General features: G+C 53.5%; 17 protein-coding genes. 9 read left to right on the top strand and 8 right to left on the bottom strand.

Annotated features, from left to right (window positions below; translation table 11 throughout):
• The first annotated feature begins 74 nt into the window (after positions 1–74).
• The 4 genes from AC6I8C_RS09380 to AC6I8C_RS09365 all read left to right on the top strand — a co-directional run bounded on the left by AC6I8C_RS09380 (position 75) and on the right by AC6I8C_RS09365 (position 5,284).
• Positions 75–1,097, top strand: coding sequence for an ABC transporter substrate-binding protein (locus AC6I8C_RS09380; protein WP_497822284.1), 1,023 nt, complete (start codon positions 75–77; stop codon positions 1,095–1,097).
• A gap of 88 nt (positions 1,098–1,185) precedes the next feature.
• Positions 1,186–3,411 (top strand): ABC transporter permease, encoded by a 2,226-nt coding sequence (locus AC6I8C_RS09375; protein ID WP_497822283.1) that lies wholly within the window; start codon positions 1,186–1,188, stop codon positions 3,409–3,411.
• Positions 3,408–4,469, top strand: coding sequence for an ABC transporter ATP-binding protein (locus tag AC6I8C_RS09370; protein WP_497822282.1), 1,062 nt, complete (start codon positions 3,408–3,410; stop codon positions 4,467–4,469). Before AC6I8C_RS09375 ends, AC6I8C_RS09370 begins: the two co-directional genes overlap by 4 nt.
• A 23-nt stretch (positions 4,470–4,492) precedes the next feature.
• Entirely contained in the window at positions 4,493–5,284 is a 792-nt protein-coding gene (locus AC6I8C_RS09365; protein ID WP_497822281.1) for an inositol monophosphatase family protein, read from the top strand.
• A 33-nt stretch (positions 5,285–5,317) separates the two neighbouring features.
• Here the strand turns inward: AC6I8C_RS09365 and AC6I8C_RS09360 are convergent, their stop codons facing one another.
• Entirely contained in the window at positions 5,318–5,755 is a 438-nt protein-coding gene (locus AC6I8C_RS09360; protein WP_497822280.1) for a GNAT family N-acetyltransferase, read from the bottom strand.
• A gap of 180 nt (positions 5,756–5,935) precedes the next feature.
• Between AC6I8C_RS09360 and hipB the strand changes: the two genes are divergently transcribed.
• The 5 genes from hipB to AC6I8C_RS09335 all read left to right on the top strand — a co-directional run bounded on the left by hipB (position 5,936) and on the right by AC6I8C_RS09335 (position 11,571).
• Complete coding sequence (gene hipB, locus AC6I8C_RS09355; protein ID WP_497822279.1) at positions 5,936–6,184, top strand: type II toxin-antitoxin system antitoxin HipB; 249 nt, start codon at positions 5,936–5,938, stop codon at positions 6,182–6,184.
• A complete protein-coding gene (locus tag AC6I8C_RS09350) occupies positions 6,184–7,497 on the top strand; it encodes a type II toxin-antitoxin system HipA family toxin (protein WP_497822278.1) in 1,314 nt (437 codons plus the stop codon). The genes hipB and AC6I8C_RS09350 overlap by 1 nt, the downstream gene beginning before the upstream one ends.
• Positions 7,498–7,600: 103 nt before the next feature.
• Positions 7,601–7,807, top strand: a complete 207-nt coding sequence (locus AC6I8C_RS09345) for a type II toxin-antitoxin system MqsA family antitoxin (protein WP_013357880.1) — start codon at positions 7,601–7,603, stop codon at positions 7,805–7,807.
• Positions 7,808–8,028: 221 nt separating this feature from the next.
• The gene (locus AC6I8C_RS09340) at positions 8,029–9,411 is read left to right on the top strand and encodes a M24 family metallopeptidase (protein WP_497822277.1); all 1,383 of its coding nucleotides are present in this window, start codon (positions 8,029–8,031) and stop codon (positions 9,409–9,411) included.
• Positions 9,412–9,525: 114 nt separating this feature from the next.
• Complete coding sequence (locus AC6I8C_RS09335; RefSeq protein WP_497822276.1) at positions 9,526–11,571, top strand: FUSC family protein; 2,046 nt, start codon at positions 9,526–9,528, stop codon at positions 11,569–11,571.
• 344 nt (positions 11,572–11,915) lie between these two features.
• On the opposite strand, the gene AC6I8C_RS09330 is transcribed toward AC6I8C_RS09335, so the two are convergent.
• The 7 genes from AC6I8C_RS09330 to AC6I8C_RS09300 all read right to left on the bottom strand — a co-directional run bounded on the left by AC6I8C_RS09330 (position 11,916) and on the right by AC6I8C_RS09300 (position 19,012).
• Positions 11,916–12,251 carry a gamma-glutamylcyclotransferase family protein gene (locus tag AC6I8C_RS09330; protein WP_497822275.1) on the bottom strand — a complete coding sequence of 112 codons (336 nt, stop codon included), beginning with the start codon at positions 12,249–12,251 and terminating at the stop codon, positions 11,916–11,918.
• A 232-nt stretch (positions 12,252–12,483) separates the two neighbouring features.
• Positions 12,484–13,263 (bottom strand): fimbrial assembly chaperone, encoded by a 780-nt coding sequence (locus tag AC6I8C_RS09325; RefSeq protein ID WP_230299994.1) that lies wholly within the window; start codon positions 13,261–13,263, stop codon positions 12,484–12,486.
• The gene (gene stbD / locus AC6I8C_RS09320) at positions 13,166–14,518 is read right to left on the bottom strand and encodes a fimbrial usher protein StbD (protein ID WP_497823329.1); all 1,353 of its coding nucleotides are present in this window, start codon (positions 14,516–14,518) and stop codon (positions 13,166–13,168) included. The genes AC6I8C_RS09325 and stbD overlap by 98 nt, the downstream gene beginning before the upstream one ends.
• The gene (locus AC6I8C_RS09315; RefSeq protein WP_497822274.1) at positions 14,496–17,078 is read right to left on the bottom strand and encodes a fimbrial outer membrane usher protein; all 2,583 of its coding nucleotides are present in this window, start codon (positions 17,076–17,078) and stop codon (positions 14,496–14,498) included. The genes stbD and AC6I8C_RS09315 overlap by 23 nt, the downstream gene beginning before the upstream one ends.
• Entirely contained in the window at positions 17,029–17,760 is a 732-nt protein-coding gene (locus tag AC6I8C_RS09310) for a fimbria/pilus periplasmic chaperone (RefSeq protein WP_497822273.1), read from the bottom strand. The genes AC6I8C_RS09315 and AC6I8C_RS09310 overlap by 50 nt, the downstream gene beginning before the upstream one ends.
• A gap of 71 nt (positions 17,761–17,831) precedes the next feature.
• The gene (locus tag AC6I8C_RS09305; protein WP_497822272.1) at positions 17,832–18,377 is read right to left on the bottom strand and encodes a fimbrial protein; all 546 of its coding nucleotides are present in this window, start codon (positions 18,375–18,377) and stop codon (positions 17,832–17,834) included.
• A 20-nt stretch (positions 18,378–18,397) separates the two neighbouring features.
• On the bottom strand, positions 18,398–19,012 hold the full coding sequence (locus AC6I8C_RS09300; protein ID WP_497822271.1) for a LuxR family transcriptional regulator: 615 nt from the start codon (positions 19,010–19,012) through the stop codon (positions 18,398–18,400).
• Positions 19,013–20,048 lie beyond the last annotated feature (1,036 nt).

The following is a 20,048-nucleotide window of genomic DNA, read 5'->3' as shown; positions in this document are numbered from 1 at the left end:
TACTACTTTACTCATACCTTTGCACACATGTGCAAAAGCTGGCGCACCTGCGTCATCCAGCCCAGGAGAACACCATGCGTTATCCCTCTCTGCTCGCTGCTGTCATCGTCTGCCCTGTGGTGCCGTTTGCTGCCCCGGCGGCGGGCCTTAATATGATCTGCTCTGCTGATGTGGTGGTGTGCGAACAGATGACAACGCTGTTCAGCCAGAGTCATCCCGACATCAAACTCAGCATGGTGCGGCTCTCTGCCGGTGAAGCCTATGCCCGTATCCGCAGTGAAGCGCGCAATCCCCGTACCGATATCTGGTGGGCGGGCACCGGTGACCCGCATATGCAGGCCGCCGAAGAGGGCTTAACCCAGGCCTACAAGTCACCCCTGCTCGATCAGCAGCAGCCCTGGTCACAGAAAGTGGCGGAGATCTCCGGGTATCGTACCGTGGGCGTCTATGCCGGTGCGCTGGGCTGGGGCTACAACACGAAACTGCTGGCGGAGAAAAAGCTGAAGGTCCCGGCCTGCTGGGCGGATTTACTCGACCCTGGCTTTAAAGGAGAAATTCAGATCGCCAATCCCAACTCCTCCGGCACGGCCTATAACACCCTGGCGACGCTGGTGCAGATCATGGGTGAAGACAAGGCCTTTGACTACCTGAAGAAGCTCAACGCCAACATCTCGCAATACACCAAGTCCGGCTCTGCACCGGTCAAGGCCGCCGCGCGCGGTGAAACCACCGTCGGCATTGTCTTTATGCATGATGCCGTGGCGATGGAGGTGGATGGCTTCCCGATTAAGCCCGTCGCGCCCTGCGAAGGCACCGGCTATGAGATTGGTTCGATGTCGATCATTAAAGGCGCGCGCAATCTGGCAAACGCCAAAGCCTGGTATGACTGGGCGCTCAGTGCGGAGGCGCAGTCGCACATGAAAGAGGCGAAATCGTTCCAGCTGCCTTCCAACCGCAAGGCGGAGATCTCTGAATACGCGCCGCGCTTCGAGAACATCAAACTGATCGACTACGACTTCAAAACCTATGGCGACTCGGCAAAACGCAAGGCGCTGCTGGGCCGCTGGGATAAAGAGATTGGTGCCAGCGCGCAATAACGGGGGTACCAGCCCGGCCGCCTGAGCCGGGTCTGTGCCAGACCGCGGTGGCGTAAGCCTGATGTCCGCTTCCTGATGGAGGTGATTTATGAATGCGCATAATCGTCGCTTAACCGGTGCGCTGCTGGCAGGTGCCGTCGCGCTGACGCTACTGCCCTGGTATAGCCTGGAGCAGGGCGTCCTCAGTGGTGACTGGCTGTTCAGCTTCTGGCGTGATGAGAACAACGCACCAGCGCTGGGACAGCTGGCGTTGCACAGTTGGCTAGGCATCGCCGTGGCGCTGTGGCTGCTCCCTGCGGCCAGCGTCTTCCTGCCGCCAGGCCGCTCCCGCAGCACGCTGCTGCTGCTATTCAGCGTGGCGGGCCTTCTGTTTCTGGTGCTGGAAGGACATGCCATCGGGTTTAGTGGCTGGAACTGGCTGTGGCTGGAAAATCTCTTTGGCCCGCTCGCCCAAGGGCAACCGGCGATGGGTGCGGGCGCACTGCTGCTGTTGACCGTTTTTCTGCTGATCTTCGCCTTTGCCCTGGCAGAGCGCGGCGTGCTGAAAGGCGATGCCTTTGTGGTGGCGTCGATTGTGCTGCTGGTGGCGCTGGTGGCGACCTTTGTGCTCTATCCGGTGCTGAGCCTGTTTGTCGCCTCAGTGCAGGATAGTGACGGCAGCTTTAAACCGGATGGACTGATTGCCAATATGCAGGACCCCGCCATCTGGAGCCTCGCCTGTTTCATCGGCGGCACCTGCGGCACAGCCTGGCGCACGCTGGGACTGGCGCTGATGACCGCCAGTGGTTCCACGCTGCTGGGACTGGCGTTTGCGCTGGCGGCCACGCGCACGGCGCTGCCATTTAAAAAAGCGCTGCGGATGCTGACCATTCTGCCGATTATCACGCCGCCGTTTGTTATCGGTCTGGCGCTGATCCTGCTGTTTGGCCGCTCTGGCGTGGTGACAGCATTGCTGGCGACGCTGTTCGGCATCGAGCCGGGGCGCTGGCTCTATGGCATGACCGGCATCTGGATTGCCCAGGTGCTGTCGTTTACTCCCATTGCGTTTCTGGTGCTGATTGGCGTGGTTGAGGGGGTCAGTCCGTCACTGGAAGAGGCGTCGCAGACTCTGCGCGCCAGCCGCTGGCGCACCTTCTCCCGCATCTCGCTGCCGCTGATGGCGCCAGGTCTGGCCAACGCGTTCTTAATCAGCTTTATCGAAAGCATGGCCGATTTCGGTAACCCGATGGTGCTGGGTGGCAGTCACGGCGTGCTCTCGACGGAGATCTTCTTCTCCGTGGTTGGCGCTCAGAACGACCCGAGCCGCGCGGCGGTGCTGGCGATGATCCTGCTGGGCTTTACCCTGACTGCATTTCTGGTGCAGCGCGTCTGGCTCTCCGGCAAAAGCTTCGCCACCGTGACCGGCAAGGGCGACGGCGGCCGTCATGTGATGCTGCCGCGTCCGGTACGCTACAGCGTTTATGGCATGGTGATCCCGTGGGGACTCTTCACCCTGGTGATCTACGGCATGATCATGATTGGTGGCTTTGTGCAGTCGTGGGGTCTGAATAACAACCTGACGCTGGAGCACTACATCCGCGCCTTCAGCATCAGCGTGAATCATGGGCAGCTGGTGTGGAGTGGCGTCGCCTGGAACTCCTTCTGGACCACGCTGGAAATCGCCCTGATTGCCGCACCGCTCACCGCCATTGTGGGGCTGCTGACCGCCTGGCTGATCGTGCGGCAGAAGTTTGCCGGCCGTCAGACCTTTGAATTCATGCTGATGCTGAGCTTTGCCATTCCCGGCACGGTGATAGGTGTGAGCTATGTGATGGCCTATAACCTGCCGCCGCTGGATATCACCGGCACCGCGATGATCCTGATCGCCTGTTTTGTCTTCCGTAATATGCCGGTCGGCGTGCGGGGCGGTATCGCAGCGATGAGTCAGCTGGATAAAAGCCTGGATGAAGCGTCTCTGACGCTGGGCGCCAACAGTTTCCGGACGCTGCGCAAAGTGGTGCTGCCGCTGCTCAAACCGGCGATCAGCGCCGCGCTGGTCTACGCCTTTGTGCGGGCGATTACCTCGATCAGCGCGGTGATTTTTCTGGTCAGCGCGCAGTACAACATGGCGACCTCATACATTGTCGGGCTGGTGGAGAACGGAGAGTATGGCGTCGCGATTGCCTACTCCTCGGTCCTGATCGTGGTGATGCTGCTGATCATTGGCCTGTTCCAGCTGCTGGTGGGCGAACGCCGCCTGCGCCGTGCAGCCCAACCGGCGGTGATCGTTGCCGCACCCTCTGTATCCACGCTGACTCAGGAGAGAGCCGTATGACGACCATTAACGCCGGATCGGTGGTGTTTGAACATGTCGCAAAGCGTTTTGCCGGTTTTACTGCGGTGCCGGATCTGTCGTTTACCGTAGAGCCGGGCACGCTGGTCACGCTGCTCGGGCCATCCGGCTGCGGCAAGACCACCACGCTGCGGCTGCTGGCCGGGCTGGAGCATCCCACCTCCGGGCGAATTCTGATTGGCGGCAAAGAGGTGACCCATCTGCCCGCCAACGAGCGCGACGTGGCGATGGTGTTTCAGTCCTACGCGCTGTTTCCGCATATGAACGCCCTCGACAACATTCTGTACGGACTGCTCTCCGGAGGCATGAATAAACGCGAGGCGCAGGACAGGGCGCGCGAAGGGCTGAAGCTGGTGGGGCTGGAGAGTCAGGGCCAGCGGCTGCCGTCCGAACTGTCTGGCGGACAGCAGCAGCGTATTGCGGTGGCGCGTGCGCTGGTGCTGGAACCGCAGGTGCTGCTGCTCGATGAGCCGCTGTCGAACCTTGATGAGCGTCTGCGCCGTCGGGTGCGCACCGACATTCGTGATCTGCAGCAGCGGCTCGGGTTCACTGCTGTCTACGTGACCCATGACCAGGAGGAGGCGCTGGCGGTCTCCGATAAGATTATTGTCATGAAAGAGGGAGATATTGCTCAGCAGGGTGCGCCGGAGACGCTTTACCACTCGCCCAACTCGGTCTTTATCGCGGACTTCATGGGGGAAGCGAACATTCTGCCCTGTGAAGTGGAACAGGTGGATGCGGATGACGCGCTGGTGCGGCTGGGAAATCAGCGCTTCCGGGTGTGGGGTACCGGTGCAAAAACCGGTAGTGCCCAGCTGGCGGTGCGACCGCAGTTTATTACGCTGTCCGGCGACGGTCAGGGCGCGTTGCAGGGTGAAGTGATCCACAGTACCTGGCTGGGCGATCATATCGAATATGAAGTCGCTACCGAGCTTGGCGCGCTGTTCATTATCGATCCGCAGATGGAACAGCGTCTGCCGCTCGCCGCCACGGTTGGCGTCAACTTTAAGTCGCAGGGTTTAGCCCTTATAGCCCGTTAATCTGATTAACCTGAGGAGTTCGCATGGAATCGCAGGAAAGAGTGGCGCGACTGGCGTTAGCGGAAGCTGTGGCCCGCGAAGGTGGCGCGACCGCGCTATCTTACTTCAACCGCCGCGACACGCTGGTGGTAGAGACTAAGTACGATTTGCAGGATGTGGTGTCGATTGCCGACCGTGAAGTCGAGCAGCTGATCGCCAGCCGCATACGGGCTGCGTTTCCCGATGATGGCTTTCTTGGCGAGGAGACGGGACTGCAGACGGGAACCTCTGATTACACCTGGGTGGTCGATCCCATTGATGGCACCAGCCCGTTTCTCAATGGAATGCCGAGCTGGTGTGTGTCGGTTGCGGTGCTGCGTGACGATGTACCGGTCATCGGGGTGATTTTTGCGCCCACCTATGAGGAGTGCTATGTTGCGGCACTGGGGCAGGGCGCGACGCTGAACGGGCGTCGTCTGCAGGTCGATCCTGCGCGCACGCTGCAAAACCACGTCACCGGTTTTGGTGCTAACAGCTATGTCAGTCCACAGCAGGTGGGCGAGATTGTGGCGGCGCTGCTGTCGGCGGGCGGTAACTTCATCCGCATCGGCTCCGGCGCGCTGATGCTGGCCTGGGTGGCGGCTGGTCGGGTCGTGGGTTACTACGAACCCTGTATGCACGCCTGGGATTGCCTGGCGGGTTACTGCCTGGTGAAAGAGGCGGGCGGCTGGTACCACCCGTTTAACATCGAAGGCGACCGCATCACTAAAGGAGCGCAGGTGCTTGCAGTGGCACCCGGCGCCGAAGCGGACCTCCGGCGTATTGCTGGTTTGTAGCTCAGTGACCCTGTCACGCTGGCTGCATCAGGGTCAGCGTGATTCCGCAGGTCGTAGCGTTTTCGTCAGATAGTGGCGCTGCATTCCGTCCTGCGGAAAATCGGGCAAGGACATCTGCTGCTGATAACCCTGTTTCTGATAAAACGGCAGCGCCTGAAAACTGAAGGTATCCACCAGCGCAAACAGACAGCCCAGTTTAACCGCTTCCTGCTCTGCCGCTTTCATCAGCGCACGACCCAGGCCACTGCCACGCAGCATTTCATCCACCCAGAGATAATCAATGCAGAGCCAGTTTCCTTTGCGCGAGGCAATCAATCCACCGCGTAATACACCTTCTGTATCCCGGTGAGAAACCGACAGCGGCCCCCAGTTCTCCCGACTGATAAATTGCCGGTTGTAAGCCCCTAATCCTGCCAGTAACTCTTCCCGGTCGTCGTCGTTTTGCTGATGGGTAAGGTTAAATGTGCTCATCCTGTTCCTCTGCTATCCGCGTATTGTCTTCATCCCTTACAAAGGATAATTCCTGTACTATCCTCTTGAGGGTATAATTTGTATATTATCCCCTGAAGGGTATAGAATGTACTTTATACCCTATCGGGGATAACCCCTCTGCGCTATGCTTACAGCCTGTGATCCTGAAGGAGTCACCCCATGATATACAGCCCGCTACAGCTGGCAAACCGGCTAAAGCTTATCCGGCAGCGCAACGGCTGGACCCAGAGTGAACTGGCAAAAAAGGTGGGCCTGAAACAGGCCACCATCTCTCACTTTGAAAATGCGCCTGACAGTACTTCGCTGGCCACGCTGTTTAAGCTTTTACAGGCGCTGGAAGTGAGTCTGGGCGTAGTGGAAAAAGAGGAGGCCAGTGCGCCTCAGTTGCATGATGAGGATGACTGGTAATGCAAAGGCTGATTGCGTGGATGAACGGTGAGCGGGTAGGCGTGCTTACCCGGCAGCGGAATGGCGCTCATGAGTTTCAGTATGACACCGGCTGGCTGAGTAACCCGCTCTCCAGGCCGCTGTCACTTTCTCTGCCGTTGCAGATTAAGGCGATCACCTCACACGCCGTAATTAACTTCTTCGACAACCTGCTGCCGGATAGCCCGTTGATTCGTGACAGGATCGTGGCGCGTTACCAGATTAAATCCCGCCAGCCGTTTGACCTGTTGCAGGAAGTGGGACGTGACAGCGTCGGGGCGACCATGCTGTTGCCGCCCGATATGCCGCTGCCCGCACTGCAGGCTCGCTATGAGGTGCTGGATGAAGCCCGGCTCGAGAGCGTGCTGTCAGCCTATCAGTCCGATATTCCGCTGGGGATGCTGCGCGAAGAGACCGATTTCCGCATTTCGGTGGCGGGCGCACAGGAGAAAACGGCGCTGCTGCTGACCGAAGAGGGCTGGAGCATTCCTGCCGGCGCCACGCCCACCTCGCACATTATCAAGCTGCCAATCGGTGAGATTAAACAGCCAGCCGCGACGCTGGATATGCGTGAAAGCGTAGAGAACGAATATCTCTGTCTGGCGCTGGCGCGCGCACTGGGTATTGATGTGCCGCAGGCGACGATTATCCGGGCCGGTAAGATGCGCGCTCTGGCCGTTGAGCGCTTTGACCGCCGCTGGTCGCGCGACCGAACCCGGCTGATTCGTCTGCCACAGGAGGATTTCTGTCAGGCGCTGGGGCTGCCATCCTCGACTAAATATGAGTCGGATGGCGGGCCGGGCATCGCAGAAATAATGCAGATACTGATGGGATCGAGCAATGCCATCGAGGATCGCTATCGCTTTATACTGTTTCAGGTATTTCAGTGGCTGATTGGTGCCACCGACGGTCACGCTAAAAACTTCTCACTGTTTATTGAGCGCGGTGGCAGTTACCGCCTGACTCCCTTTTATGATGTGATCTCCGCTTATCCGGTATTGGGCGGAACGGGTCTGAATAAGCGCGCGCTGAAGCTGGCGATGGGGCTGCGTGCCACTAAGGGAAAGAAGACAGAAATCGACAAAATCTTTCCGCGCCATTTTATCGCCACGGCGAAGCAGGTGAATTTTGATCGTGACAGTCTGCAGCAGATCTTTGACTTCTTCGTCCGTGAGTTTCCAAAGGCGGTAGTCTTAGTGCGCGAGGCCTTACCGGCCGATTTCCCGCAGCACATCGCGGATGCAATATTCAGCCATTCACTGATTATGCTGGAGCGGTTACGGCATAACGATTGATGGCGGGTTTGAGCTGGCACTATCCTGAAAAGTCCCTCTCTACTCTCTGGCAAACCGCCTGTCAGCTATGCTTATCTGACAGGCTTATCAAGGGAGTAAGGGTATGAAGTGTCCGGGATGTGAAGGAGAGGCGTTTGTTTATGCCACGCGTGACGTCAGTCTTAATACGGGTAATCCCGATGATGTCGTGCCGGATGTGAAGGGCGATCACTGTATCCGCTGTGGCGCGGTGATTATGAACGCCGGAACGTCGGAGTTGTACCCCGAAAAGGCGGAAGCGCTGGAGAATGCAGGCGTGCCTGTTAAATGATAAAAAGAGCCCGCTTAGTGCGGGCTTTCGTTATCTTGCTCAACGCAGCGGCGCGTCACAAATAAAAAAGCCTGCACAAGGCAGGCAAAATCGTTACAAGGGAATGTCCATCTTTTGATAACACGCAACGAGTAAGTTGTGTGATGGTGGCACCGTACAGGAGAAACATCAGGTTTACCCTGGGAACGGAAATCACATCAATCTGGCTGCTGGAGTGCGTTATGGATGCCAATCGCTATGCCCTGAAAATAATCCCTTCACCGCCGACTTTTCCCGGTGCCGCCAGCCCGGTAATGTCTGATGACACACTGCATCGCCGTCTGGCTGCCATTATTCAGCGGATGCAGCAGCAGCAGATTACGCAGTTGATTATCTATGCCGACAAAGAGCACGGCAGTAACTTTGAGTACCTGGCGGGATTTATTCCGCGTTTTGAGGAGGCGCTGCTGGTGGTGAATCAGCAGGGCGGGCTTACCTATATCATGGGCAATGAGAACCTCAAGCTGGTGCCTTTTGCCCGCAATCCGGGACACTGTCTGCATGCGCCGGTGTTTTCGTTGCCCAATCAGCCGATGCATGGGGAGCAGCCGCTGGATCAGCTGTTGACAGAGGCAGGCATTAAGGCGGGTGAACGCACCGGACTGGTGGGCTGGAAGCTGTTTACCGGCAGTCAGCATGAGTTATTTGATCTGCCGCAGTTCGTTTATACCGCAGCGGCTCAGGCGGCGGGTGGCGATGTGCATCTGGTTAACGCCACCGGATTGTTTATTTCGCCAGACCTCGGTGCGCGTTGCGTTAACTGCGCCGATGAAGTCGCCTTTTATGAGGCGGGCGCCAATCTGGCGTCAACCGCGATGCTGGCAGCGCTGGATAGCGTGCAGCCGGGCGTCACAGAGAAGGCCTTGGGCGCACGGCTGAATGCAGAAGGGCAGTCAAACAGCGTCGTCACTATCGCCGCAACGGGCGATCGTTTCGCCCATGCCCGGCTCTATCCGTCAGACAAACAGATTTCAACTGGCGACAAACTTTCACTGACGGTCGGCTACAAAGGCGGCCTGACCAGCCGCTCTGCGTATGTCGTCAGTGAGGCTCCTGAGTTACAGTGTAACGTTTCTGACTGGTTAACCCGGCTGGCGATCCCCTATTATCATGCAGTAGTCAGCTGGCTGGAGCAGTTGCGAATCGGGATCACCGGCGGCGAACTCTATAGGCTTATCGAAACGGTATTGCCCAAAGCGCAGTATGGCTGGCATCTCAATCCGGGGCATCTGGTGGCTGACGAAGAGTGGCTGAGCTCGCCCATCCATCCCGATTCAGCGGTGACCCTGAAGAGCGGAATGCTGTTGCAGATTGATATCATCCCATCAGTACCGGGTTATGGCGGCTGCAGTATCGAAGATACGGTCGGACTGGCAGATGCGGCATTGCGTGACGAGCTGGCGAGCCGTTTTCCGGAAGTCTGGCAGCGTATGATCCGCCGCAAAGCCTACCTGACAGACGTACTGAAAATCCGGTTGCAGGATGAGGTGATTTTGCTCTCGAACACGGTAGGGTATCTGCGCCCTTTCTTGCTGGATAAGCAGCGTGCGCTGGTGCGGCAGTAGAGGATTAACCGGCCGCCTCAGGCCGGTAATAATTTGTAAAATTTAACTGAGAGTAAAACCCAGGCGCTTCTGTCAGGATACGCGACTAAGAAAGTTCCTGGTTGCTCTCATTCGATGAAATGGTTTACCAAAAACGCGGTTTTGTTTGCCTGCAAAACCTCTCTTGCCGCGTTTATCGCACTCTCTGTGGCGCTGTTACTTAACTTCGAAAAACCGGCCTGGGCGCTGACCACCGTGTTTGTCACCTCACAACTCTATGCCGCCTCGACCGTCTCGAAATCGCTGTTTCGTCTGATGGGCACGCTGCTCGGCGGCATCTTTATTCTGCTGATCTATCCTGAAACCGTGCAGTCGCCGGTGCTGTTCAGCCTCTGTGTGTCGCTGTGGGTGACGGTCTGCCTGTATCTTTCTCTGCATGACCGCACGCCGAAGAGTTACGTCTTTATGCTGGCGGGTTACAGCGCGGCGATTATGGGCTTTCCTGACGTGGATACGCCGTCGGCGATCATCAACACCGTGATTTCACGTATTGAGGAGATCACGCTGGGGATCCTCTGCAGCACGCTGGTTCACCGGCTGGTGTTTCCGGTGTCGATGCACCATCTGCTGGGGCAGAGCGTCAATCTCTGGTTTCAGAACGCGCGCAAACTCTGTGATGAACTGATCAGCGGGATGGCAAAGAACAAATCGCTGGAGCGGGAGGATATCCTGATTCAGATGGCGGGCTATCCGCTGAATGTTGAAACGCTGCTGACCCACTGCGTCTATGAGGGCGAAGCGGCGCGAAATGTCATTCGTCTGGTCAGCGTGCAGTATCAGCATCTGACCTATCTGCTGCCAACCCTGACCGCGATTGAGTCTCGGCTGGGCGTGCTGGCCGAACTGAATATCCGTTTTCCGCAGTGCGTCACCGATGTGTTTCAGGCGTTTCTGCTGTGGCTGCATCACGATCGCATTAACGATATTGCCGGACTGCGTGAGGCGATTGCCGCCAGTCAGACCACCCTGGAAAATCAATGGCGGGCAGGGCAGTTGGCCACCGAAGAGAGCCTGCTGCTGATCGGCCTGCTCGAGCGGATGGCTAACTTTGTCCGTATTGCCGATGCCTTTGAGAACGTCAGTGCGAGAGCCGGGGATCTCTATAGCCACGGGGATGGGGCGGCGATCCGCAATATCCGGGAACACCGGCACATCGATAAGGGGCTGCTGAGACTCTCTGCGCTGACCGCTTTTCTGGCGACCTTTCTCTCCAGTCTGTTCTGGATTGGCAGCGGCTGGGCTGACGGCGCAAATGCGCCTCTGATGGCGGCGATCATCAGTTCATTCTTTGCCGGTGTTGACTCCCCGGTAACACCCATGAAACTGTTCGTGAAAGGGGTGATGGTTGCGCTGGTAGTCAGTCTGTTCTATATCGCTTTCCTGATCCCGCAGGCCAATACTTTGCAAGCGCTGATGATCTGTCTGCTGCCGGGTCTGATGCTGCTGAGTCTGATCATCGCTAATCCGGCGACCAATATGGTGGGGCTGAGTGTCGCTATTCAGATCCCTGGCTTTATCGGCCTGAGCCATCACTATGTCCCGAATCTGATCGTCACTCTGAATGCAGCCATCTCATCGATGGTGGGGATTATGTTTGCGGTGGTGCTGACGGCGCTGATCCGTAACAAACGACCGTCCTGGATTGCCAGAAGAGCGGTGCAGCGGGGACTGCGCGATCTGTTAGGGTTTATCAAAATGGTGGAGCGCAATTCCGCCACGCTGCTGTCACGCCAGCAGTTTATTGCGCGGATGCTCGACAGGGTAAACGTGATTCTGCCGCGCAAACGGCTCGATCCGGTGCCGGATATCGTGGTGGGGGGCTATCTGATTACCGAAACCTGGCTGGGTGCTAACTGCTATGATTTCTATGCGCGCTATCGTGAGGTGCTGGAAGGGCATCGGATTGATAGCGGGCAGATGTTTCACGAGCTGGCGCTTTATCTGAAGCGTAAAATGAAGAGGCTACAGCTAACGCCGCATCAGGATCTGCTGGATGAGCTGGACCTGTTACTGCTGCGGCTGGAGTCGATTGCGCGACAGGAGAGTGTTGCAGTCGCACCGTTAATCCATCTGTTTAATATTCGTGTTTCTCTGTTTCCACATCAGCGCTGGCCGGAGTAAAGCGTAAAAGAGTCGCTGGTGGCGTAGAGAGAGACGTGAACAGCGGCCGGAAGATATTAAGGAAGTGCATTTTAGTTACATCATACATTGGCTACTTAGTTTGAAAAGTAGCAGGCATAGTGCCTGTTTATCTGGTCTGTCAGTAAAAAAGGCAGGGCTGAGGGAAAAAGCAAAGATAACGGCGCGGTTGTTTAACCTGCCATTATACCGATTTAAAATCAGTGTGTTGCATACTATTTCCTGTGAGCAAGACACCGATATTATCCTGGGTATTCAGGTACAACGCGCATCCCGCTGCGCCTGAAGCCAGTAATAAGAGCAGGGCACACATATCTTTGAGCGGGCTAACTGTTTCCCTGTGACTGGAGCTGATAAATCCACGCAGTGTAATGCTGACTATCTTCGGCAGAGACGCGAACTTCGACGCGATCGTAGCCCTCTTCAAACGCATCCAGCATCGGCCAGTGCGCATCCAGCTGGTCAGAGACAAACAGATAGCCCGGCACATCGGGGCCATGCTCATCCAGAACGATGCCAGGGAAATCGGCCGCCGCACCCCAGCCACGCTCATAGAAGGTGCCGTTCACCGAACCGGCCAGCCATTCTCCGCCAATGTTTTCCAGAATATGGGCATTTTCGCGGCCCGGGCAGAGCGTGCCATAGACAAATAAACGTTTCATTTTCTCTCATTGTGGAATCCGTCGAAGCCAGCAACTTTAACGTGCCGTCATCCGGTTGTCTCGCAGAACCTCGATGCTGCCCGACAGAGTCAGCCAGTAGCAATCCCTGGTTAAATTCTGCCAGCTATCAGACACACCTGATGCGCAGAATTCACGTAGCGGCGTCTGTGACAATCGCAAAGTGTGACTTTTGGGTGTTCTGAATGTGTTAGCTGACGGCACTCGCGTGCCATTACTTAAAGACAGTCGCGTAATTAACCGGAATACCCTGGTCATTGATCACCGCATAGCTCACAGAATCCCCGGGTTTCAGCGTGGCGTCACTGTTCAGTTGCAGATCGGACTGTGGGGCAATCATCAGGTTTTTTATAGATTGATGGCCTTTGGGATTGACGTTCATGCTCATAAACCACGGCGTTGGGTTTGTTATCGTGATTTTATTTCCCGACACCGCGAAACGGATCTTTTCCGGATCGATGGTCAGCGGGGCATTGAGTCCTGCAGGTCGGACAAAGATTTTCAGCCGGATTCTCAGCGGCAGCACCACTTTGCGCTCAGCCACGCTTAACGCTTTTTTCAGTGCCGGAATCTGGTAAATATTTAACCAGAAAAGGCTCTCTTTATTTGCGGGTAACGTCTGCCGCGATGTGAGCATCAGACGCAGCGAACGCATTTCTCCGGGAAACATTTTTACCACCGGCGGAATAACAATAATCGGCGTGATGCTGGCATCAGGTGAAAGGGTAAGGTCACCATCGTCTGTCCAGATTTGCAAAAAAGTTTCGTTCTGGCCGCTGTTAATAACATTAATTGACTGGGTCAGATCCGAGGGATTAAAAACGATCCGGGTTTTATCTACATTAACCACCGCCCACACGCTGGTTGAGAGCAGCAGGCCAGATAATACGATGAGATTACTGAAAACTAACCACAACCTGTAATTGTGCATTGACTGTTCCTGCTGTAATCGTTTGTCCACTGATTGCTTCAAGTGAAGCCGTAAAATCGCCACTGTAAATATCGCTGCCGCCTGAAGAGATTTGCGACGTTAGATCTTTATAGGCATACCAGCCACGGCCATTACCTGTGCCGGTCAGGGTTCTGTCAGGCAGTAAATTCAGCACCATATTATGGCTGTCATAAATCTTTATCCCGACGCCGGCGGCGGCAGCGCTGCTGCCATAATGTGAATCCAGCAGCCAGGTTAATCCGCCGCCAGCAGTCGTCAGCCCCAGACTCCTGGCCTGCGTCACCGCATTTGACTGGTTAACGAGAAAGCCCATAGCGACATTTGCCGAGGTGGTTGTCGAGGTCGAGGTGCCGGATAGGGCGCCAGATTCACACTGGATGGTGACGGTAAACGGGGCCTGACTTTTTCCGCCAGCGGCGAGCGTGTTCACGCTTACGGTAGGCAGCAACACCACCGACGGATAATCCAGAACTTCGCACAGCGCACCGCGCACATAGGTGACATTCGAGTAGGTACTCCATGCGGCAGGCCAGTTACGGTACCAGCCATACCAGTATGAGAGACTGTCCTGACCCACCTTCAGATTATTGGTATCCAGGCCCGGCCCCTTAAAAGCAATATAACCGCGAGGTTGTGTCCAGGTGTCCACATAACGATTACTATTGCTGGCGTAATAGCGGGTAGAATCTATTTTAAACATCTCATACAACACATTGCTGAATGCACTGGCCGGAATATAGATATAGGTACCATCGGAATACCAGTCACTGGCCGTCAGCTGCCGGGCTTTCCAGTAGCGACTGTAATACTCACCGGTTGAAAGGTTAGTCAGCCTTACGGCAACGTTGGCGGCCACATCATAATAAGCGCCATCCACTTCAGACGTAATATATTGCCCAGCATAGGGACTGTCGCCATTAGTGGCATACATTTCATACAGACTGTCTGCATCTGCCACGGCGCAGCGATAAAGAATCTGGTTAGCCGAGTAGGAAACATTGCTTGCAGATGTCAGAAAGCTGCCCACTGAACTGGCCAGTAACGTGCCGGAGGGCTGAAAAGTCTTTCCGCTATTGATACTGATCACGGAAGGCAGCCCCACATTACCTGAGCAGGTATCGCAGGCGCCGGTCCAGTAAGCGGCGGTATAGCCTGCCGCAATCGCGCTCTGAGAAAGGGCGGAGGTGGCGGTGACAACACTGCAATTGGCCCAGGCGGAGATAGTAAACAGTAATAAAAAAACAGGCAGAAGTGATTTTTTGATTCTCACACAATTAACCCTTGCGGCAGATGGCATCCAGGCGAACAATATCCTCATTCACCCGACCGGTTATTTGATAATTAACAAAGCAGGTTTTATTGCCTTTGTATTGCCAGTTGATTTTTAAGGTTCCCGAGTCATGCGGAACACGTGCATATAACTGACCACCCTGACCGATAATCCCTATTACGGTATTATCAGCATCAAGAACCTCTGTACCCATTGGCGGAATATCATCATCTTCATTCTTGAGTGCGATCAATACCGCTTTACCCTGCAAGGTGGCGAAATTAATACGTGTAACGGAGCCGGCATAAGGCACAACGCGCTGACTGCCGCCGCTTAATTCAGCATTAGCATTCATATAACGCGTGTCCAGACTGACAGTATTGGCCTGATAAGGGGTCAGTGAAGGCAGGATGGCATAGCCGAACCGATCAATAACGGCACCCTGTCCATTGCGCACGCTGGCTCCCTGAGCGCCTTCCGCATGAATAAGTGCAAAGGTGTCGCTGGTATAGGGCCCGGCAGTGACGCCGCCTGGGTGGATCAGTAACGTACCAGAAAGCCCTAATCCCGCCTGGCGGTAATTGTCACCCTGACCATAATTCGCTCTGATTCCACCCATACGCGTGTTCTGCTGAACATTTCCGCCGAACGAGGCACGGTAACTGCCGCTATTTTGGGTCTGTTCGGTCCCCCCATAGAGAGACCAGGAAAGCTGATTATTCTCGCCAGACGAACCAGTCAGAGAGAGGGTAGAATTACGCGTTTCTTTAGACTGATTGTAATTATAAGCAACTGAGGCCGTGTTATTACCCCAGTTAAGCGGAACCGAGACATTCAGGGCAACGGTATTTTCGGTATATTTTTCCCGCCAGGTGTTATCGCCGTCATCCAGCCTGCCACCATAACGATCGTAGTTCCAGGTTGTGCGCTGTCGGGCGACGTTGAGGCCATAACTGATGTTTTTCCAGCTGTTGTTATAACCAAGCTGAAGCTGAGTAATACGTGAACGGTTATTATAGTAATCCGCCGTGCTGGCGCTCAGGCTGATTAAGCCATAATTCTCCATTGACTGACTCAGGGTCACGGAGAAGTTATTACGCTGATGCAGCGTATCTGAGTAGTAACTGATGCCATTGTCCTGCTGACGCCGGACACCCAGCACATCCTGCAGGTCGCGGTAACCGCTGGTTGAATAACGATAAGCCGCCAGCACAAGGTTGGTTCCGGTCGCAAAGGTTTTACTGTAACTCAGCTCGGCGCGCCATCCTGTGGCGTTGCTGTTTTGAGCGACCCTGGCATCGGAAAAGATGGTGTTCAATCCCACAGCACCCGCCGAAGAGGTCCAGACACCGCCAAGCAGCCAGGCCTGATAGTCCTGAGCCAGTCGCGAACCCGCTGTTGCAGTCAGGCGGTTACTGATACCACGCTGTAAAAGCCCCTCGAAGAACGTGTTATTCACCGAGTAGAACTGACGCACCCGGCCTAATGCCACAGAGTAATGCCAGTTTCCCGGCCTGACCGAGTCAGGAACAGAGGCATAGGGAACGGTAAATGATGACGTTTTTCCATTGGCCTCTGCCACCTCAACATCAAGATCGCCCTGACTGCGGGTGTTATACAAATCATTGATAACAAAAGGACCGGGCGCAACGCTGGTCTCATAGATAACGCGATTCAATTGCCGGACAATAATCCGGGCACTGGACGAGGCCATGCCACGAATCTCGGGCGCATAACCACGCCGGCTCTGGGGACGCATTCTTTCATCGGTGGTGAGTTTAATACCGTTGTAAGCCAGACTGCCAAACTGTGAGCTCTCTGTGTAGCTGTCGCCTAAGGTCAGCAGACTGTCCAGCGGTTCAATGGGGCGCTGCAGCCAGGTTCTGACACTAGTGTAGCGAATATCGCTGCCGGTCACGTTATTGTCGACAAACCGGAGATTGCCCTGGTGTCGCAGTTGCCAGTTATCAATATTGGTACCCGCCGTTATACCACTCCAGAGATACTGATACTGGTAGCCGGATACAGTATTTTTGGTCCAGTTGTAGTTCGTATTGTGCCGGATGAAGAGGGCTGTAATCCCTTTGTCCCATTCGGCGACGGGGATAGTCCCGCGAGGAAGATGGATTAATTCAGCATCCGGAATAGTTAATTGCAGCCGCAGTGAAGCCTGATCGAATTGCCAGTGCGCTGACGATGACCAGTGATTTAAAGGCTGACAACCATCGCTGGCTGTGTATTTTTTTAGTGACCTGAGCCGCAACGATTCTGCCACCGCAGGGGAAAGACAGGGTTCAGCAGGCTGACCATTTTCTTTCGGAAAAAAGGTGAGGGTGATGCCACTTTTAATCAGCTTATTATTAACATAGATATCCACATAATAATTGCCAGGAGTGATATTGTGCTGATTAAATTGATCGATGTTCTGACCAAAGGCAGAACCTTTAAACAGCGAAGGATCAAAATAGTATTTTTCCGCGTGTCCAGACATTGAAAAAGTGAATGATGCACAGAATGGTAAAAAAAGGAGGCGAATATTACCAGGCTGAAATCGGATACTTTTCACTGACTTTTGCTCCCTGGTCATTCATCGCTGAAAGAGAAACCACGCTGTTATTGGATGGAAACTGAATTGCGCTTTTACACCTGACTGTTTTTTTAGAATAAGGGGCAATCATGTCAGCATCGCAGACAATTTCTTTGCCTGCTGTTTTTATTGCAACGTCTGTAAGCGAAAGATACCAGGGTCGAATGTTATTGATCTCAACCCCGTCTTTTTTTATTGCCATCTTAAGTCCTTCGAAAATATTATCGGGCTGACCAATCCCTTTTGGCCGATAAAAAATCTTCATCCGGTTACGTAACATTAAAACCATGCTATTACGGCCTGATTCACCCTGAATATTGGCAGGGGGGATCTGCAGAGAGTTAAACCAGAAGACTGTCTCACGATCCTGGGGCAATGAGGTTTCAGGCATGAACCTGATTCTTAAAACCTGACCGGTAAGAGGCTGAATCCGAAACACCGGGGGTGTCACAATAAAAGGCGCATCACTTTTTTCGCCTGGTTGCGAATCCATATTGCCGTTATCAAACCAAGTCTGAATGACATAAGGAATTTTATCGTTGTTCTTTAACTGAATATCGACGGAGATCGCGTTACCCGGGTAAATTATACGGCTACCAAGAATAGTGACGCTCGCCTGGACTTTATCGGAAATAAACGTGATTAAAAAAATGATAATTACAAATCTTAATGGAAACAACATAATGCGCGAACCATATCGAATATTTCAAGCGTGGCGTGCGTATCCGGTTTATCAGATACGCACGGAAAATATTACTGGTAAGTCACGGCATATTGCAGTGATGCGGTTACCGTCCCTGCAGTGGGTGTGCCTGCGGCGTAGTAGCGGGCAGAGTAGGTGGCTGAGCCTGAAGTTTCGCCCGCCTGTAGCGTCATATCGCCGCTGCCGGCGTAACCACTGGTCAGATTGATGACCGCGTCCTTTGGATCGAGGATTTGTACTTCAACATTTTTTGCTGTGCCGGTATTTGTTAAGTTACCGGCAGAACTGACATTATTTCCGACAAATACCGTCGAGATTTTCGTCGTCTTAGTGCTGTCACCGGTACAACCGCTCACGCCCACGGTGAAGGTGGTATCACCCGCAGTTGCGCCAGACGTTGCAAGGTCCGACGTGCTCACCGTTGGTAGCAGAACGACAGGGGATGCATTATTACCGTTTACCGACACTGAACAGGTTTCAGCGGTGACTTCGCCCTGAAAATTGATGGTGTTATCTGAGGCGGCGAATACGCTTCCCGACACCAGTGCAGAACTGACCAAAGCAGCAAGACTGCGCGATCTGATTTTCATCTTCATGTAACACTCCTTTATCTTCTTTATGCGGAAAACAATTGATTCAGGCTGATGCCCATTTTCCTGCGAATAGCATCTTTGATGTTATAAACGCGCTTCTTTTCAACACCCATTTCACTGGCAATAATCGTCAGTGAAAGCCCGCTTACCGCCAGGTCAAGAAACTGAACTTCATCCTGATTGAGTGGATTAACTCTTTTCCTGATTGCAGCTTTCAGACCGAAATAACAGCCATTGATTTGTTTGCTTATCTCGTCAAGAGACTGGTCTGCACTAATAACAGTTTGTATTCGTAGATCTTCTTTTTGCCAGTACGCCGCAAGCGGTTCCATAAAGCGATCGCTGACGACAATGAGCATTAACCCGGTGTTTTTTAAATATTCAATCCAGTTACTGTTAGTAAAATACCTGACATTTCCCCTGGAGAAGTCAACGAAGACGCATCCTCTGCAAAAGATACTTTCATATTTTCCAGCCACCATATTCAGCAGGGATGAAGAGAAAAAATGATTGCTTCCGGGCCAGGTGGTAATTTTTTGCAACGGACATCGGTTATAAATGTCTGATGCGCGATGGGTGAGATCACAGCCATATTTACAAGTGGCGCAGCGAATTTCCTCTCTGGTTATCTTTTTCATAATATTCTGATGTGGTTGCGAGAGTTGTGATTATTTTATCGATAAAAATCTCCGCATTTCAAGGCGATGAAAATTATCCGCTATTTTGTGCATTCGGATTTTTCTTAAGGAGTAACCTCCATGTCTGAGCGTAAGATTTGTTGAAAATTCGGGACAAAAAAGGATTGCTATCCCTTAGCATCGCTGCGGGACCAGGAATTTTTTACGTCCATTAGGAATATTTGGCAAATAAGGCCACTTTGATCAATAAAAATTCCGCACTCAGAGCTAAATCTGCGTGAGTTTTGACCAGTGCATTTTTTGTATTTAGCAGCCTGCAAACAGGTGCTGTTAAATAAATATAGGGTTAACTTTTCTTGTGCTGCCTCCTTATCTCATTTTCGATGACGCAACATTAATCCGGCTTGATAAAATTTGATGTTGATATTTAATCGCTAACAAATCACTTTAATTAAGAAAACTCCTGGTAAAAATTATGTTAATTGAGCCCTCTGGCATAAATATTGATCTAAATCAGTTAGTTAGCATAAGAATGCATCGCTATTTTTAACTATGTCATTAAAAGAAAAGAGAGATAAAGTTATTTTCTGATCGCGGGGCATTATTCAGGTTTTGTATAAAACAATGGATTGTACCGCGTGAACATTTACGCTTTTATTTACTGACACACTGAAATGAAGCGTGAGCACCGGCTTGATAGTCAGGCAGAGCAGGGACTTTTTGCCTCTTGTTTGCGTGACATTGATAGTGCTGAATCAGTCAGCATGCGACTGCCAACAAAGTCGTTTCCTGGCAGCAAGGTTACACAGGTTTTTTCGATTGTTTCAGGATTTACGTAGCGACCTGCGGAGTAAACAGAGCGTGATTGTGCATCGGCGTGTTTAAGGCCATTTTTTTAACGTTGCCAATGCGAGAGTATGTGGAGACGCATCTACAGCATTTCTGTGACCATCAGCAAGGGTATTGGGCGATAACTTTTGCGTAGCGACGTCATGTTACAAAGGCAAAATGCATTTATAAGATGAAATCGGTGATA

This window comes from Pantoea sp. X-Soil-YNGN-844, from assembly GCF_059730595.1.
This window is presented reverse-complemented; position numbering and strand designations above follow the sequence as displayed.

Excerpts from the sequence above, each read along its gene's own strand:
- AC6I8C_RS09305 (WP_497822272.1), bottom strand. The coding sequence starts at position 18,377 with ATGAAGATGAAAATCAGATCGCGCAGTCTTGCTGCTTTGGTCAGTTCT.
- AC6I8C_RS09310 (WP_497822273.1), bottom strand. The coding sequence starts at position 17,760 with ATGTTGTTTCCATTAAGATTTGTAATTATCATTTTTTTAATCACGTTT.
- AC6I8C_RS09330 (WP_497822275.1), bottom strand. The coding sequence starts at position 12,251 with ATGAAACGTTTATTTGTCTATGGCACGCTCTGCCCGGGCCGCGAAAAT.
- AC6I8C_RS09370 (WP_497822282.1), top strand. The coding sequence starts at position 3,408 with ATGACGACCATTAACGCCGGATCGGTGGTGTTTGAACATGTCGCAAAG.
- AC6I8C_RS09345 (WP_013357880.1), top strand. The coding sequence starts at position 7,601 with ATGAAGTGTCCGGGATGTGAAGGAGAGGCGTTTGTTTATGCCACGCGT.
- AC6I8C_RS09375 (WP_497822283.1), top strand. The coding sequence starts at position 1,186 with ATGAATGCGCATAATCGTCGCTTAACCGGTGCGCTGCTGGCAGGTGCC.
- hipB (WP_497822279.1), top strand. The coding sequence starts at position 5,936 with ATGATATACAGCCCGCTACAGCTGGCAAACCGGCTAAAGCTTATCCGG.
- AC6I8C_RS09335 (WP_497822276.1), top strand. The coding sequence starts at position 9,526 with ATGAAATGGTTTACCAAAAACGCGGTTTTGTTTGCCTGCAAAACCTCT.
- AC6I8C_RS09350 (WP_497822278.1), top strand. The coding sequence starts at position 6,184 with ATGCAAAGGCTGATTGCGTGGATGAACGGTGAGCGGGTAGGCGTGCTT.
- AC6I8C_RS09315 (WP_497822274.1), bottom strand. The coding sequence starts at position 17,078 with ATGACCAGGGAGCAAAAGTCAGTGAAAAGTATCCGATTTCAGCCTGGT.
- AC6I8C_RS09360 (WP_497822280.1), bottom strand. The coding sequence starts at position 5,755 with ATGAGCACATTTAACCTTACCCATCAGCAAAACGACGACGACCGGGAA.
- AC6I8C_RS09300 (WP_497822271.1), bottom strand. The coding sequence starts at position 19,012 with ATGAAAAAGATAACCAGAGAGGAAATTCGCTGCGCCACTTGTAAATAT.
- AC6I8C_RS09380 (WP_497822284.1), top strand. The coding sequence starts at position 75 with ATGCGTTATCCCTCTCTGCTCGCTGCTGTCATCGTCTGCCCTGTGGTG.
- AC6I8C_RS09365 (WP_497822281.1), top strand. The coding sequence starts at position 4,493 with ATGGAATCGCAGGAAAGAGTGGCGCGACTGGCGTTAGCGGAAGCTGTG.
- AC6I8C_RS09340 (WP_497822277.1), top strand. The coding sequence starts at position 8,029 with ATGGATGCCAATCGCTATGCCCTGAAAATAATCCCTTCACCGCCGACT.
- stbD (WP_497823329.1), bottom strand. The coding sequence starts at position 14,518 with ATGCCATCTGCCGCAAGGGTTAATTGTGTGAGAATCAAAAAATCACTT.